Source organism: Novosphingobium kunmingense, assembly GCF_002813245.1.
Taxonomy (GTDB): Bacteria; Pseudomonadota; Alphaproteobacteria; order Sphingomonadales; family Sphingomonadaceae; genus Novosphingobium; species Novosphingobium kunmingense.
In genome coordinates, this window is the sequence record NZ_PHUF01000007.1 from 14,653 (window position 1) to 29,577 (window position 14,925).

The following is a 14,925-nucleotide window of genomic DNA, read 5'->3' on the forward strand; positions in this document are numbered from 1 at the left end:
ATTAAATGGTACCTCTGCAATAGTCGGCAGCGAGAGGAGTCGCAGCCCATGATCAACCATGTCTGGACCAACGCCCGCCTCGCCACGATGACCGGCGACGGCCTTGGCGTGGTCGAAGATGGCGCGATTGCCAGCGCGGACGGAACGATCGCCTATGCCGGGCCGCGCGATGCGTTGCCGCCGACACCGGGCGCGGAATTCATCGACTGCGAGGGACGCTGGATCACCCCGGGGCTGATCGATTGCCACACCCATCTGATCCATGCCGGCAACCGCGCGCGCGAGTTCGAGTTGCGGCTTGCCGGCGCCAGCTACGAGGAAATCGCACGCGCCGGCGGCGGGATCGTCTCGACCATGAAAGCGACCCGCGCTGCAAGCGAGGACGAACTGGTTGCACACAGTCTGCCCCGGCTCGACGCCCTGATCGCCGAAGGGGTCACCACCATCGAGATCAAGTCGGGCTACGGGCTCGACGCGGCAAGCGAGATCGCCATGCTCCGCGCGGCGCGGCGCATGGCGAAGGATCGCCGTGTGACCGTTTGCACGACATTCCTTGGCGCCCACGCCTTGCCGCCGGAATATACTAACAATGCCGATGGTTACATTGCCATGCTCTGCAATGACCTGATCCCGCGCATCGCCGCAGATGGCCTGGCCGACGCGGTTGACGGGTTCTGCGAGGGGATCGGCTTCACGCCGCCGCAAATCGAGCGCGTCTTCGCTGCTGCCCGCGCCGCGAACCTTCCGGTCAAGCTTCACGCCGAGCAGCTTTCCAACCTTGGCGGGGCAGCCCTCGCCGCGCGGTTCGGGGCGCTGTCGGCCGACCACCTGGAGCATCTGGACCAGGCGGGGGTCAAGGCCATGGCCAACGCCGGAACCGTAGCCGTCCTGCTGCCCGGCGCCTACTATTTCTGCCGTGAAACCAAACTTCCGCCGGTTGACGCCCTGCGCGACGCCGGCGTGCCGATCGCGCTGGCCACCGACTGCAATCCGGGCACTTCGCCGCTGACTTCATTGCTGCTGGCGATGAACATGGGCGCCACCCTGTTCCGCCTGACGGTCGAGGAATGCCTGCGCGCCGTGACGGTCCAGGCCGCGCGCGCGCTCGGCCTTTCCGAGTGCCTTGGCACGCTTGCAGCCGGCAAGCGCTGCGACCTTGCCATCTGGAACGTCGAGATGCCCGCCGAACTGGTTTACCGCATGGGCTTCAACCCGCTCCATGCCCGTGTGTGGAGTGGACAATGACTATGATCGTGATGACACCCGGCCAGGTGTCGCTGGCCGACTGGCGGGCGATCTATCACGGAGCTCAGGCCACCCTCGATCCGGGATCGGCCGGGGCGATCGCGAAAAGCGCCGCAACCGTCGAGGCGATCCTGGCGCGCGGCGACGCCGTCTATGGGATTAACACCGGCTTCGGAAAGCTCGCCTCGGTGCGGATCGCGGCCGCCGATCTCGCCGCGCTCCAGCGCAATATCGTGCTGAGCCATGCCGCCGGCACCGGCGATCCCAGCCCCGCCCCCGTGGTGCGCCTGATGATGACGCTGAAGCTCGCCAGCCTCGCCCAGGGGGCATCGGGCATGCGGCCCGAGACCATCGCTCTGCTGGAGGCGATGCTGGCCCATGACGTCATCCCGGTGGTGCCCTGTCAGGGTTCGGTCGGCGCCAGCGGCGACCTTGCTCCGCTGGCCCACATGACCGCGCCGCTGATCGGAGTCGGCGAGGTGTGGCTGAAGGGCGAGCGCATGGCCGTGGCCGAGGCCTTTGCCCGCATTGGCCTCAAGCCGCTCGAGCTTGGCCCCAAGGAGGGTCTCGCCCTCCTCAACGGCACGCAGTTCTCGACCGCCAACGCGTTGGCCGGCCTTTTCGCGGCGGAACGCGCGCTGCAATCGGCGCTGGTCACTGGCGCACTTTCGACCGAGGCCGCCAAGGGCAGCGACACTCCCTTTGACCCGCGCATCCACGCGTTGCGCCGGCACGTTGGCCAGATCGAGACGGCGGCGGCGCTGCGCTGCCTGATGACGGCCTCCGCGATCCGCGCGAGCCACCTCGAGGACGATCTGCGCGTGCAGGATCCCTATTGCCTGCGCTGCCAGCCGCAGGTGATGGGCGCCTGCCTCGACCTGCTGCGCCAGGCTGCCGCGACGCTCGAGGCCGAGGCCAACGGCGTCAGCGACAACCCGCTGATCTTCACCGACACCGGCGAAGCGCTGTCGGGCGGAAACTTCCACGCCGAGCCGGTCGCCTTTGCCGCCGACATGATCGCGATCGCCCTGTGCGAGATCGGCTCGATCAGCGAGCGGCGTCTTGCCATGCTGGTCGATCCGGCGCTGTCGGGCCTGCCCGCTTTCCTCACCCCCCACCCCGGCCTCAATTCGGGCTTCATGATCCCGCAGGTGACTGCCGCCGCCCTGGTCAGCGAGAACAAGGGCCTCGCGCACCCGGCCAGCGTCGATTCGATCCCGACCAGCGCCAATCAGGAGGACCACGTCTCGATGGCCGCTCACGGCGCGCGACGGCTGCACGCGATGGCCGCCAATGTGGAGGCCGTCATCGCGCTTGAATGGCTTGCCGCGGCGCAGGGGATCGAATTCCACCGCCCGCTGCGCTCAAGCGATACGCTCGAGGCGGCCCACGCACTGCTCCGCGGCGCCGTACCCGCGCTCGACGAGGACCGCCATTTCGCCCCCGACATCGAAGCCGCCTGTGCCCTGGTGCGCAGCGGCGCGCTGGTCGCGGCGGTCGCCAGCCTGCCGGGTGTGGCGTGAGCGACTGGCTGACGGTCCAGCGCGGCGAGGCACCGCTGGTCATCGCCTTTCCACATGGCGGGACCGAACTGGGCGGCATCGAGGACCGCTTCGTCTCGCCCTGGTTGGCCCGCCGCGACGCCGACTGGTGGATCGCGGAACTTTATGCCTTCGCCCGCGAAATGGACGCAACCACGGTGGCAACCGCCGTCAGCCGCAGCGTGATCGACGTCAACCGCGATCCCTCGGGTGCCTCGCTTTACCCCGGCATGGCGACGACCGAACTGTGCCCGACCACCACCTTCGACGGCGAGCCGCTCTACCGCGCCTACGATCCCGAGGAGGACGAGATCGCCTGGCGCCGCCGCACCTTCTTCGACCCCTATCATGCCGCACTTGCCGGCGAACTCGAACGATTGCGTGCAAGTCACGGAAAAGTGGTGCTTTATGACGCCCATTCTATCCGCAGTCGCATCCCGCGCCTGTTCGATGGCGAACTGCCGCAGTTCAACATCGGGACCAATTCCGGGGCAAGCTGTTCGCCGAAACTGGCCGAGACCGTCGCCGCCTGCTGCGGTCAGGACAGCGTCGTCGACGGACGCTTCAAGGGCGGCTGGACGACCCGCCATTACGGCCAGCCTGACCGGGGCGTCCACGCCATCCAGATGGAATTGGCCATGCGCGGCTACATGGCCGAACCCGCCACGGTGAAGCCGGACAACTGGCCGGCCCCGCTGCTCGACCTGCCTCCGGCACTCCCCACCCTTCGCGCGGTGCTGACCGCGTGCCTCGATTTCGCGAAAGGCTCCGCATGACCCGACTCGACAACAGCCGCGTGATCCGGCCCGCCATCGGCACCGAGCGTACCGCCAGAAGCTGGCTGACCGAGGCTGCGTTGCGGATGCTGATGAACAACCTGCACCCCGACGTGGCCGAACGGCCCGAGGAACTGGTCGTCTATGGCGGGATCGGCCGCGCCGCGCGCGACTGGGAAAGTTTCGACCGGATCGTCGACACCCTGCGCCGCCTCGGCGATGACGAAACCCTGCTGGTCCAGTCGGGCAAGCCGGTCGGCGTGTTCCGCACCCACGCCGATGCCCCGCGCGTGCTGATCGCCAATTCCAACCTCGTCCCGCACTGGGCGACCTGGGAGCACTTCAACGAGCTCGATAGGAAGGGCCTGGCCATGTACGGCCAGATGACCGCCGGTTCATGGATCTATATCGGCACGCAAGGGATCGTGCAGGGCACCTACGAGACCTTCGTCGAAATGGGCCGCCAGCATTACGGCGGCGACCTTGCTGGCAAGTGGCTGCTGACCGCCGGGCTTGGCGGCATGGGCGGCGCGCAGCCGCTGGCGGCGGTGATGGCGGGCGCCTCGTGCCTGGCGATCGAATGCCAGCCGAGCCGGATCGAGATGCGCCTGCGCACTGGCTACCTCGACAAGGCAGCGACCTCGATCGACGATGCGCTGGACCTGATCGCGGAAAGCTGCGCGGCGAAGACGCCGATCTCGGTCGGCCTGCTCGGCAACGCGGCCGAGGTGCTGCCCGAGCTGTACCGCCGCGGCATTCGCCCGGACCTGCTGACCGACCAGACCAGCGCCCACGATCCGGTCAACGGCTACCTGCCGATCGGCTGGAGCGTCGACCAGTGGATCGCGGCGCGCGAAAGCGATCCGGCTTCTGTGGCCAAAGCGGCCAAGGCCAGCATGGCGGTCCATGTCCGCTCGATGCTCGATTTCCAGCGGGCGGGCGTTCCGACCACCGACTACGGCAACAACATCCGGCAGGTCGCCTTCGACGAGGGCGTGGCCGATGCCTTTGCCTTCCCCGGCTTTGTTCCCGCCTATATCCGCCCGCTGTTCTGCCGCGGGATCGGCCCGTTCCGCTGGGCCGCGCTGTCGGGCGATCCCGAAGACATCTACAAGACCGACGCCAAGGTGAAGGAAATGCTGCCCGATGACGCGCACCTCCACCACTGGTTCGACATGGCGCGCGAGAAAATCAAGTTCCAGGGCCTGCCGGCGCGGATCTGCTGGGTCGGCCTTGGCGACCGCCACCGGCTCGGCCTTGCCTTCAACGAGATGGTCGCGAAGGGCGAGTTGAAAGCGCCGGTGGTGATCGGGCGCGATCACCTCGATTCCGGCTCGGTCGCCAGCCCCAACCGCGAGACCGAAGCGATGATGGACGGCAGCGATGCGGTGAGCGACTGGCCACTCCTGAACGCGCTGCTCAACACCGCAAGCGGCGCGACCTGGGTGTCGCTCCATCACGGCGGCGGAGTCGGCATGGGCTTCTCGCAGCACGCAGGTATGGTCATCGTCGCGGATGGCACCCGCGAGGCGGCCCGGAGGCTCGAACGGGTGCTATGGAACGATCCCGCCACCGGCGTCATGCGCCACGCCGATGCCGGCTACGACATCGCCAGGGATTGCGCGCGCGACAAGGGCCTGGACCTGCCGGGGATTCTCGGCTGACGGCTCAGGCCCCGTCGGAGCGGTGGCTTTCGTCGGCGGCGTTGAATCGCGTCGCTCGGGTCTGGGACGGAACCTTTGCGCCGCGTTCAAGCAGCGCCACGGCTTCGGCCGCCAAGGGCAAAAGTGCCTTTCGGTCAGCAGCATAGAGCCCAGCCTTCATACGCGGTTCCCAGAACATGGTGATGTGATCGGCCACCGCCGCGACCGCGTCCTCGTGCCGCTGGGCGGCAAAGTTGCGGGCGATGTCGTTCGCCATGCGGACAAGCTTGGTCTCGTCCATTATTCGGCCGGCTCGGCCACGATGCGGCGGCTCTTCTCGGACCAGCTGGCATAGCTTTCCTGCCAGTCGCTAGGCCCGTTGCTGGGCAGGACCTGGACGGCGGTGACCTTGTATTCCGGGCAGTTGGTGGCCCAGTCGGAATAGTCTGTGGTCACCACGTTGGCCTGCGTCGCGGGATGGTGGAACGTGGTGTAGACCACGCCCGGCGCGACCCGCTCGGTGACCGTGACGCGCAGCGTCGTCTCGCCGGTGCGGCTGGCGAGGCGCGCCCAGTCGCCCGTTTTGAGGCCGCGGTTCTCGGCATCGGCCGGATGCATTTCGAGCAGGTCCTCCTCATGCCAGACGATATTGTCGGTGCGCCGGGTCTGCGCGCCGACGTTGTACTGGCTGAGGATGCGGCCGGTTGTCAGCAGCAGCGGATAGCGCGGGCCGGTCTTCTCGTCGGTCGGCACATATTCGGTGACGACGAACTTGCCCTTGCCGCGCACGAAGCCATCGACATGCATCACCGGCGCGCCATCCGGGAAGGCTGCGTTGACCGGCCATTGGAGCGATCCGACGCGGTCGAGCCGTTCCCAGGACACGCCTGCAAAACTGGGTGTAAGCCGCGCGACTTCCTCGAGAATCTCCGCCGGATGCGTGTAAGCCCAGCCAAGGCCCAGCGCGTTGGCCAGCGCCTGGGTCACTTCCCAGTCGGCCATGCCGTTGGCCGGCTCCATCACCTTGCGCACCGGCTGGATCCGGCGTTCGGCGTTGGTGAAGGTGCCGTCCTTTTCGAGGAAGGTGCTGCCGGGCAGGAAAACGTGGGCGTAGTTGGCGGTTTCGTTCAGGAACAGGTCGTGGACGATCACGCAATCCATCGCCGCTAGGCCCGCCGCGACATGGCGGGTGTTGGGATCGGACTGCAGGATATCCTCGCCCTGCACGTAGAGCGCACGGAACGAGCCATCGAGCGCCGCGTCGAGCATGTTGGGGATGCGCAGCCCGGGATCGGGATCGAGCGTGACGCCCCAGTCCCTCTCGAACAGCGCTCGGGTTTCGGCATCAGAGATGTGGCGATAGCCCGGCAGTTCGTGCGGGAAGCTGCCCATGTCGCAGGCGCCCTGGACGTTGTTCTGACCCCGCAGCGGGTTCACGCCGACGCCCGGCCGGCCGATGTTGCCGGTGACCATGGCAAGGTTGGCGATGGCCATCACGGTCGAGCTGCCCTGGCTGTGCTCTGTGACGCCCAGCCCGTAATATATCGCTCCGTTTCCACCGGTGGCGAAAAGCCGCGCCGCCGCGCGCAGGTCGGCCGCCGGCACGCGGGTGACCGGCTCCAGAGCCTCGGGCGAATGCCGAACCTCGCTGACGAAGGCCGCCCAGTCGCCGTATTCGTCGGCATCGCAGCGCGCCGCGATGAACGCTTCGTCGGCCAGTCCCTCGGTCACGATGACGTGGGCCATGGCAGTCAGCACCGCGACGTTGGTGCCGGGTTGCAACGGCAGGTGATACGCCGCTTCGACATGCGGGCTCTTGACCAGGTCGATCCGCCGCGGGTCGATAACGATCAGCCTGGCCCCCTGGCGCAGGCGCCGCTTCATCCGGCTGGCGAAGACCGGGTGCGCGTCGGTGGGGTTGGCGCCGATCACCAGGATGACATCGGCCGCCATCACGCTGTCGAAGTCCTGCGTCCCGGCGCTGGTTCCGAAGGTGGTCTTGAGGCCGTAACCGGTCGGCGAATGGCACACCCGCGCGCAGGTATCGACGTTGTTCGATCCGAACCCGGCGCGAACCAGCTTCTGGACGAGGTAGGTCTCCTCGTTGGTGCAACGGCTGGAGGTGATCCCGCCGAGCGCCCCTGGTCCGAACTGCGCCTTGATCGCCTTGAGCCGTTCCGCAGCAAAGCCCAGCGCCTCGTCCCAGCTTACCTCGCGCCACGGCTGGTCGATGCTGTCGCGCACCATCGGCGTGGTGATGCGGTCGCGGTGGTTGGCATAGCCCCAGGCAAAGCGCCCCTTGACGCAGGAGTGTCCGCGGTTGGCCTTGCCGTCCTTCCACGGCACCATCCGCACCAGTTGCTCGCCGCGCATTTCCGCGCGGAAGGTGCAACCCACCCCGCAGTAGGCGCAGGTGGTGACCACGCTGCGCTCGGGCTTGCCGATCGCGGCCATGGCCTTTTCGTTGAGCGTCGCGGTCGGGCAGGCCTGGACGCAGGCGCCGCAGCTTACGCAGTCGCTTGCCATGAAATCGTCGCCGGCCTGGCCCGCGCTGATCGTCGAGGCAAAGCCGCGCCCGTCCATCGTCAGCGCGAAGGTGCCCTGCACCTCGTCACAGGCGCGAATGCAGCGCGAGCAGGCAATGCACTTCGACGGGTCGAAGTCAAAATAGGGGTTCGAGGTATCCGTGGCGAGCCCGAGGTGGTTCGCCCCTTCATAGCCATAGCGCACGTCGCGCAGGCCGACCTGCGCGGCGGCATCCTGCAATTCGCAGTCGTTGTTGGCCGAACAGGTCAGGCAATCGAGCGGGTGGTCGGAGATGTAGAGTTCCATCACCCCCTTGCGCAACTTGTCGAGCCGCGGGGTCTGGGTGTGCACCACCATGCCGTCGGCCACCGGCGTGGTGCAGCTGGCGGGCGTGCCGCGCTGCCCCTCGATCTCGACCAGGCACAGCCGGCACGATCCGAACGCCTTGACGCTGTCGGTGGCGCAGAGCCGGGGAATCGAGCCCCCGCATTCGCTTGCCGCACGCATCACGCTGGTGCCGGCGGGTACGGTCACCGCGCGCCCGTCGATCATCAGGGTGACCGGTGTGCCCGCCGCTTCGGGCGTGCCGAAATCAGCCTGCGATTCATAGCCCATCGCCAAAATCCTCTGGCCAGTGCTTCAGCGCGCTGCGCACCGGATAGGGCGTAAACCCGCCCAGCGCACAAAGGCTGGCGCTTTGCATGGTGTCGCACAGATCCTCGAGCAGACCAAGTTGCTCTGCCCGTGTCCGCCCGGCCTTGGGCGCGTTGTGCATTTGGGGGGCGCGCTCGACCGCATCGGGTCCACGCGGACTGCCGCTGCGGATCGCATCGATCAGTTCGGCGCCGCGCACCGCGCCGATCCGGCAGGGGGTGCACTTGCCGCAGCTTTCCGCCGCGCAGAACTGGAAGGCGAAGCGCGCCATGGCGCCCATGTCGGCGCTGTCGTCGAACACCACGATCCCGCCGTGGCCGACAAGTGCATCGGCTGCGGCATAGGTCTCGTAGTCGAACGGCAAGCCGAACTGGTCGGGATGGAGATAGGCGCCGAGCGGCCCGCCGACCTGAACCGCCTTGACCGGTCGTCCCGATGCCGTGCCGCCGGCAATGTCGTTGACCAGCTCGCCCAGCGTGATCCCGAAGGCGGTTTCGAACAGGCCGCCCCGTTTGACGTTCCCGGCGATCTGGATCGGCATGGTGCCCTTTGAGCGGGCAACGCCGAGGCTGTCGTAAAGCGAAGCACCGCCCTCGTGCAGGATATGTGGCACGGCGGCCAGCGTCAGCACGTTGTTGACGACGGTGGGACAGCCGAACAGCCCTTCCAGCGCCGGCAGCGGGGGCTTGGCCCGCACCTCGCCGCGCTTGCCCTCGATCGAGTTGAGCAGACTGGTTTCCTCGCCGCAGACATAGGCGCCCGCGCCGACGCGCACCTCGACGACGAAGGGCGCCAAGCGCGCGGCGGCAAGCCCGATCGCCGCGTTCAGCTTGGCTATGGCATGGGGGTATTCGCTGCGCACGTAGATGTAGCCGCGGCTAGCCCCCACGGCATGGGCGCAGATCGCCATGCCTTCCAGCAAGGCGAAGGGATCGCCCTCCATCAGCATCCGGTCGGCAAAGGTGCCGCTGTCGCCCTCGTCGGCGTTGCAGACCACGTACTTCCGGGCACCGGGCGCCTCGGCGACGGTCCGCCACTTGATCCCCGCAGGGAAGCCCGCCCCGCCTCGGCCGCGCAGGCCTGACCCCATTATCTCTGCCACGACATCGGCCGCAGGCATTCGGCGCGCCCGATCCAGCCCCGCCCAGCCGCCGGTCGCGGCGTAGTCGTCGAGGCTGAGCGGCCTGGTCCGCCCCGCCCGCGCGAAGGTCAGCCGCTGCTGCCTGGCAATGAAGGGATGATCGGCAATCGGCCCGATCGCCTTGGCGCTGCTGCCGGCAAGGATCGCCGCAACGTCGACAGGCGTCGCCGGGCCGAAGCCCAGCCCGTCCACCTCGACCAGCGGTTCGAGCCAGTGCATCCCCCACGACGAGACCCGCTCCACCGTGCACCCGGCCTTGGCAAAGGCCTCGGCCACGGCATCGGCCCCGCAGGCAAGCGCCAGCGCGTCGTCGCTGATCCGCACCACTGTCATGCGCCGCGCACCAGCGCGACCAGCGCCGCTTCGTCCAGGCGCGCATGGAGCGTATCGCCCACTCGCGCGCTGGGCCCGACGCTGCACAGGCCCAGGCAATAGACCGTTTTCAACCGCACCCGCGATCCCGCCGCCGCCTCGGCGGCCAGGACCAGAGCCTCGACTCCGCGCGCCTGGCAGGCCTCGGCCCGGCAGATCTGCACCTCGGGGCGCGGATCGGGCGACGGCGTGAAATCGTGATAGAAGCTGACCACGCCGTGGACCTCGGCCCTGCTGAGGTTCAGCGCCTTGGCGACCTCGGCCTCCGCCCCCGCATCGACGCAGCCGAATGCCGCCTGCACGTCATGCAGGATCGGCAGCAAGGCGCCGTCGCGCCCCGCGTGCGCGGCCAAAATCTCGTCCAGTCGCGGTCCGGTAGTCACCGTGTCATCTTCTTCCTTGCCCTGACGCAATAGAAGTGCGGCCTGCCCAAATCTATGGAAAACCCGCCTGGCGCGCTTGGACGGATGGGCCTGCCACCGGTAATCCCGGCCGCGTGAGCGCACTGATCCAAATCGGCACCGACGAACGCGGCAAGCCGGTCACCATCGACATCGAGGAATTGCTGGCCACCCGCCTGCTGGTGCAGGGCAACAGCGGTTCGGGCAAGTCGCATCTCCTGCGCCGGATTCTCGAGGAAAGCGCCGGGATCGTGCAGCAGGTCGTGATCGACCCCGAAGGCGATTTCGCGTCGCTCTCCGACGTGTTCGGCCACATCGTGGTCGACGGCGCGGCCTATTCGGCAGACGAGCTGACCCGGCTGGCCCGGCGAGTGCGCGAGCACCGCGCCTCGGTCGTGCTGGTGCTCGACAGTCTCGAGATCGAAGCGCAGATGCGCTGCGCGGCGCAATTCCTCTCCGCGCTGTTCGATGCCCCCCGCGAGCAGTGGTTTCCTGCCCTCGTGGTCGTCGATGAAGCGCAGATGTTTGCCCCCGCCGTGGCCGGCGAGGTGAGCGACGAAGCGCGCCGCCTCAGTCTCTCGGCCATGACCAACCTGATGTGCCGTGGGCGCAAGCGCGGATTGGCCGGGATCGTCGCCACCCAACGCCTTGCCAAGCTGGCCAAGAACGTGGCGGCCGAAGCGTCGAACTTCCTGATGGGGCGCACCTTCCTCGACATCGACATGGCCCGCGCCGCCGACCTTCTCGGCATGGAACGCCGCCAGGCCGAACAGATCCGCGACCTGGCCCGGGGCGAGTTCCTGGGCCTGGGTCCGGCGATCAGCCGCCGCCCGGTGGCGGTCAGGATCGGCACGGTGCGCACCGGGGTGAAGACCGCCGCGCCCAAGCTGGGCCCGCCGCCGACCGCCTCGGCCGACGATCTTCACGCGCTGCTCCATACAGGGCTACATCTGGACGAGGACGTTCCCGAACCTTCGCCGCCGTCGCCCCAGCCCGCAGCGGACGAACTGATCGATCGAATGGCGAGCGCGCACGATGTGGAAGAGGAAGAGGTCGAGCAGCCCGTCCTGTTCGGTCCCTCGAAAACCGAAATCGATGCTGCCGTCGACCGTATCCTGGCCGACATGGCCGCGGAAGAAGGTTGCACCTTTCAGCCCGCCGCCACGCTGTTTCAGGATTTTGCGGTGCGCTGCCGGATGCAGCGACTGACCGCGGGACAGGTCGACATGGCACAGTTCCGCCGCCGCTTCGCCATGGCCGTGGCCGGCGTAAGCGATCCGCACAAGGCGCCGTGGAGCGACATCCTGCGCGTCGGCAAGGCGCTGGCCGACGATCTCCTTGCCCCGTTCCTGGCCATCGCCGGCGCGGCGCAGCAGGGCCTCCCCTGCCCTGACGACGAAGAACTGGCGCGGATTTATGGCACAAGCTCGCCCGGCCGCATCCGCCGCCTGCTCGATCACTACGAGAAGGCGGGGCTGATCGTGGTCCGCACCGACTTCAGCGGCCGTCGCTCGGTCACCATCCCCGAACTCGGGCTTGCCACCGAACCGCTCGAGGCGTGAAACCAGGCGCGGCGGGTGCCCTGCTCACGTGCCGGTGAAATTGGCCTCGCGGCGTTCGAACACCGAAGCGACGCCTTCGGCATAGTCGGCCGTCGCCTTGAGAATGGTCTGTTCGTGGTGTTCGTGGGCCAGGGTCCTGCGCAGATCCTCGATCAGGCCGGCCTGCAGTGTCTGGCGCACCGAGACAAGCGCGAGCGGCGCGTTGTCCGCGATCTCGCCGGCAAAGCCACGCGAAACCTCCATAAGGTCGGCGTCGCCCGACAAGCGATCGACCAGACCCCAGGCCAGGGCATCGTCGGGCTTGGCCCGGGTGGCAGACAGCATCAGCCAGGCCGCGCGCTGCTGGCCGAGCGCGCGGGGCAGCGTGTGGGTAAGGCCGAAGCCGGGGTGGAAGCCCAGCCGGACGAAGTTGGCGGAAAGGCGCGCGGCCGGTGCGGCAACGCGGAAATCGGCGCTCATCGCAAGGCCGAGGCCGGCCCCAATCGCGGCACCCTGGATCGCGGCAACCATCGGCTTCCTGCGCGCGAAGATGCGCAGCGCCTGGCTGTAGAGATCCGAGATCGAATCCATCCCGTTGGCCGCAGTAATGCTCTCGTCGCCGGCAAGGTCGGCCCCGGCGCAGAAGCTCTTGCCCTCGGACGAGAGCAGCAGGCAGCGCACGTCGGGATCGGCGTCGAAGGCGTCGATCCGGTCGGCGATCTGGCGCAGCAGTTCGGGGCAGGCATAGTTGAACGGCGGCTTTGCAAAGCGGATTTCGCCGATATGGCCGGTTCTGGTGGCGGTTACTTCGATGGTCATGGAATGTATCCTGCTCCACTCTGCCTGTTGTCGCCACCGCCCTAGTGCGGCTTGCCCTGGCGTTCCAGTCGCCAATCGCAAAAGAGGGGTGCTATCCGGCGTTCAGTGCATAGCCCAGGCGCGGCACATGCACCGCGATCCGGCCCAGTTGCGGATCATCGCGCAGGACCGTCATGCTGTAGGCGGTCGATCCGGCGAAAACGCCGGCAATAGGATCGCGGCCATAATCGGTTGCCGAAAGGGTGACTGGGATGCCCACCAGCCCCCTGTCACCTTCAACGACGCCGAGCGCTTCAGGTTCGCAGGTGCGAGCAACCTCCAGCGCCTCGTCCCGGCTCATGGCGGAACGCTGGCCATGGCCGATCGCCGACACCCGGTCGTACCACGCATCGATCTGCGGCAAAGCCGGGAAGCTGTCGGCCACGCCCGGGCTGAACGATCGGATGAACCAGAAATTGTAGAAGGCCGCCGCATCGGCCAGGCTGGGCACTTCGCCTGCAAGGAAGGGACGGTCATCGTCCAGTTGCCGGGCCAGCAGCGCTGCATGGGCGTGGATCTGGGACAGGGCATGAGGCACCATGGCTTTCATCGCCGCAACGTTGAAAGGCTGTCCGCTCAAGGCTTCGCGGTCCTTGATGAAGGCTGGATCGACCGCGTCGCCAAGTGCGCCGAAAATGGCGATGACCGCCGCCTGGAACAGGCCCTTGTCGGCCCAGAACTCGACCGTTCCGGTGAAGCCTTCGCATCCCTTTGGGTAAAGTGGCGGCCCTGCGAAGCGGCGGTCGATTTCGCGCACGATGAGGGCGCTGTCGCAATAGACGTCGGCACCGATCTGCAGCACCGGGATGCGCCGATAACCACCGGTCAGCGGGACCAGATCGGGCTTGGGCATGACGACCGGCTGATCGACCGCGCGCCAGGCCAGCCCCTTGATCCCGAGGCACAGCCGGACCTTCTCCGAAAACGGCGACGTATCGTATTGATGCAGGATGATTTCGGCCACGCAGATCCACTCCCTGTCGCGTCATTTGCGCCATGATCGGGAGGCGCGGCCGATTGATCAAGCCCGATTCGGTGTCGTTCAGGCGTCCTGCCAGTCAAAGACCAGTTCGCCCTCGCGGAAGGCGAAGCGATCTAGATGCCGCTCGACCGCGCCCTTGAGCCCGTCGAGCTGTCCCGGGGCCGAGGCCGCGATCCGGCAGGTCAAGGCGCCGTCGCCAGCGTCCATCGTGAACCGTGCGTCGCCGGGCCAGTCGGCCCCACGAGCATTCCCGGGGAAAATCACTTCGCCGTGGGTTTCGTCGAAAGTCACGGCAAGGTTGTGGGCCCAGTGCTTGCACAACTGCTGCAGATAGCGGCTGGCCTTATCGGTCGGCACGATAGCGGTGCTGCTTGTTGCCATGCTCACAGCCGTTCGATCTTCCGCGCCGCCTCGTCCAGGATCTCGGCAATGGAAAAGGCCGTTTCGGCATCGGCACTGCCCGTCGTCATCCGTTGGACCGCTGCGGTGCGCAGGTTCATCATTGCCCGCCGCACCGGCGCCGGGTCGGCCCGTCCCGCCTGGTCGGCCATCGCTGCGAGGCGAGCAAAGGCGGTGTCGATTTCAGCCTGCTTTTCGGCGACTTCCGCTTTGCCCGCGGCGGTCAGCGCATAGGCGCGACGAGCGCTGCCTTCGTCGGTCTGTTCGGCGATAAGGTCCATGTCGGCCAGCAAGGTGAGCAGCGGATAGAGCACGCCCGGACTGGGGCTGTAGGCATCGCCGCTTCGCTCAGCAAAGCTGCGGATCAGCTGATAGCCGTGCTGCGGCGCGTCCTGCGCGAGCAGTCCCAGCACCAACAGTCGCAGTTCATCGCCCGAAAAGCGCTTGCCGCGCCGGCCACCACCTTCGCCGAAGGGCCCGCCGAAGCCGCCATGCCTGCCGCGACTGCGGCCCTCGAAGCCGCCGCCGGCGGCAAAAGCCGCAGCAAGGGCTGCGATACGGGCCGGATTGCGGCCCCGGTGACATCCACGCATCGTGGTTTTCTCCTGTCTGATTGTCATGAAGGTGAAATAGAGAGAAACATAGACCGTTTCAAGATATATCTTGTAACAGTGCGATACAAACGCTCGTCCCCCTTGGCCGCCAAGCGTTAACCGGATTTGCCGGAGCCGTCCCGCTACGGGATGAGCAGAAATCGGCGCTCGCGCCGGCATCGGCCTGGGTGTAATGGTGTTCCTGCGACCCGAAGACAGTTGAGTCTTCTACCTTTCCCGCCACGCCGACCAT

At 67.4% G+C, this 14,925-nt stretch carries 13 protein-coding genes; 5 read left to right on the forward strand and 8 right to left on the reverse strand.

The features are described 5' to 3' along the window. Nucleotides 1-48: 48 nt before the first annotated feature. From hutI to hutU, 4 genes are read left to right on the forward strand one after another with little or no spacing between them, the layout of a single operon-like run. On the forward strand, nucleotides 49-1,245 hold the full coding sequence (gene hutI / locus B0I00_RS15755; RefSeq protein ID WP_100868373.1) for an imidazolonepropionase: 1,197 nt from the start codon (nucleotides 49-51) through the stop codon (nucleotides 1,243-1,245). Then, nucleotides 1,242-2,768 carry a histidine ammonia-lyase gene (gene hutH, locus B0I00_RS15760; RefSeq protein ID WP_100868374.1) on the forward strand — a complete coding sequence of 509 codons (1,527 nt, stop codon included), beginning with the start codon at nucleotides 1,242-1,244 and terminating at the stop codon, nucleotides 2,766-2,768. Before hutI ends, hutH begins: the two co-directional genes overlap by 4 nt. Further along, complete coding sequence (gene hutG / locus B0I00_RS15765; RefSeq protein ID WP_100868375.1) at nucleotides 2,765-3,562, forward strand: N-formylglutamate deformylase; 798 nt, start codon at nucleotides 2,765-2,767, stop codon at nucleotides 3,560-3,562. Before hutH ends, hutG begins: the two co-directional genes overlap by 4 nt. Then, the gene (hutU, locus tag B0I00_RS15770) at nucleotides 3,559-5,226 is read left to right on the forward strand and encodes a urocanate hydratase (RefSeq protein ID WP_100868376.1); all 1,668 of its coding nucleotides are present in this window, start codon (nucleotides 3,559-3,561) and stop codon (nucleotides 5,224-5,226) included. The genes hutG and hutU overlap by 4 nt, the downstream gene beginning before the upstream one ends. Nucleotides 5,227-5,230: 4 nt before the next feature. Here the strand turns inward: hutU and B0I00_RS15775 are convergent, their stop codons facing one another. From B0I00_RS15775 to B0I00_RS15790, 4 genes are read right to left on the reverse strand one after another with little or no spacing between them, the layout of a single operon-like run. After that, nucleotides 5,231-5,506 carry a formate dehydrogenase subunit delta gene (locus B0I00_RS15775; protein WP_232730310.1) on the reverse strand — a complete coding sequence of 92 codons (276 nt, stop codon included), beginning with the start codon at nucleotides 5,504-5,506 and terminating at the stop codon, nucleotides 5,231-5,233. Next, complete coding sequence (gene fdhF, locus B0I00_RS15780; protein WP_100868377.1) at nucleotides 5,506-8,346, reverse strand: formate dehydrogenase subunit alpha; 2,841 nt, start codon at nucleotides 8,344-8,346, stop codon at nucleotides 5,506-5,508. The genes B0I00_RS15775 and fdhF overlap by 1 nt, the downstream gene beginning before the upstream one ends. After that, nucleotides 8,336-9,859: an NADH-ubiquinone oxidoreductase-F iron-sulfur binding region domain-containing protein gene (locus tag B0I00_RS15785; protein ID WP_100868378.1), complete on the reverse strand. Its 1,524-nt coding sequence runs from the start codon at nucleotides 9,857-9,859 to the stop codon at nucleotides 8,336-8,338. Before B0I00_RS15785 ends, fdhF begins: the two co-directional genes overlap by 11 nt. Then, nucleotides 9,856-10,281 (reverse strand): NAD(P)H-dependent oxidoreductase subunit E, encoded by a 426-nt coding sequence (locus B0I00_RS15790; RefSeq protein WP_100868498.1) that lies wholly within the window; start codon nucleotides 10,279-10,281, stop codon nucleotides 9,856-9,858. The genes B0I00_RS15785 and B0I00_RS15790 overlap by 4 nt, the downstream gene beginning before the upstream one ends. 113 nt (nucleotides 10,282-10,394) lie before the next feature. Between B0I00_RS15790 and B0I00_RS15795 the strand changes: the two genes are divergently transcribed. Further along, nucleotides 10,395-11,861: an ATP-binding protein gene (locus B0I00_RS15795; protein WP_100868379.1), complete on the forward strand. Its 1,467-nt coding sequence runs from the start codon at nucleotides 10,395-10,397 to the stop codon at nucleotides 11,859-11,861. 24 nt (nucleotides 11,862-11,885) lie between these two features. On the opposite strand, the gene B0I00_RS15800 is transcribed toward B0I00_RS15795, so the two are convergent. From B0I00_RS15800 to B0I00_RS15815, 4 genes are all read right to left on the reverse strand, one after another. Then, entirely contained in the window at nucleotides 11,886-12,659 is a 774-nt protein-coding gene (locus tag B0I00_RS15800) for an enoyl-CoA hydratase/isomerase family protein (RefSeq protein ID WP_100868380.1), read from the reverse strand. 91 nt (nucleotides 12,660-12,750) lie between these two features. Further along, complete coding sequence (locus B0I00_RS15805) at nucleotides 12,751-13,662, reverse strand: glutathione S-transferase family protein (RefSeq protein WP_100868381.1); 912 nt, start codon at nucleotides 13,660-13,662, stop codon at nucleotides 12,751-12,753. A gap of 78 nt (nucleotides 13,663-13,740) precedes the next feature. Beyond that, nucleotides 13,741-14,061 (reverse strand): DUF2218 domain-containing protein, encoded by a 321-nt coding sequence (locus B0I00_RS15810; protein WP_100868382.1) that lies wholly within the window; start codon nucleotides 14,059-14,061, stop codon nucleotides 13,741-13,743. Between the two features lie 2 nt (nucleotides 14,062-14,063). Then, a complete protein-coding gene (locus B0I00_RS15815) occupies nucleotides 14,064-14,699 on the reverse strand; it encodes a PadR family transcriptional regulator (RefSeq protein ID WP_198519278.1) in 636 nt (211 codons plus the stop codon). Nucleotides 14,700-14,925: the final 226 nt, after the last annotated feature.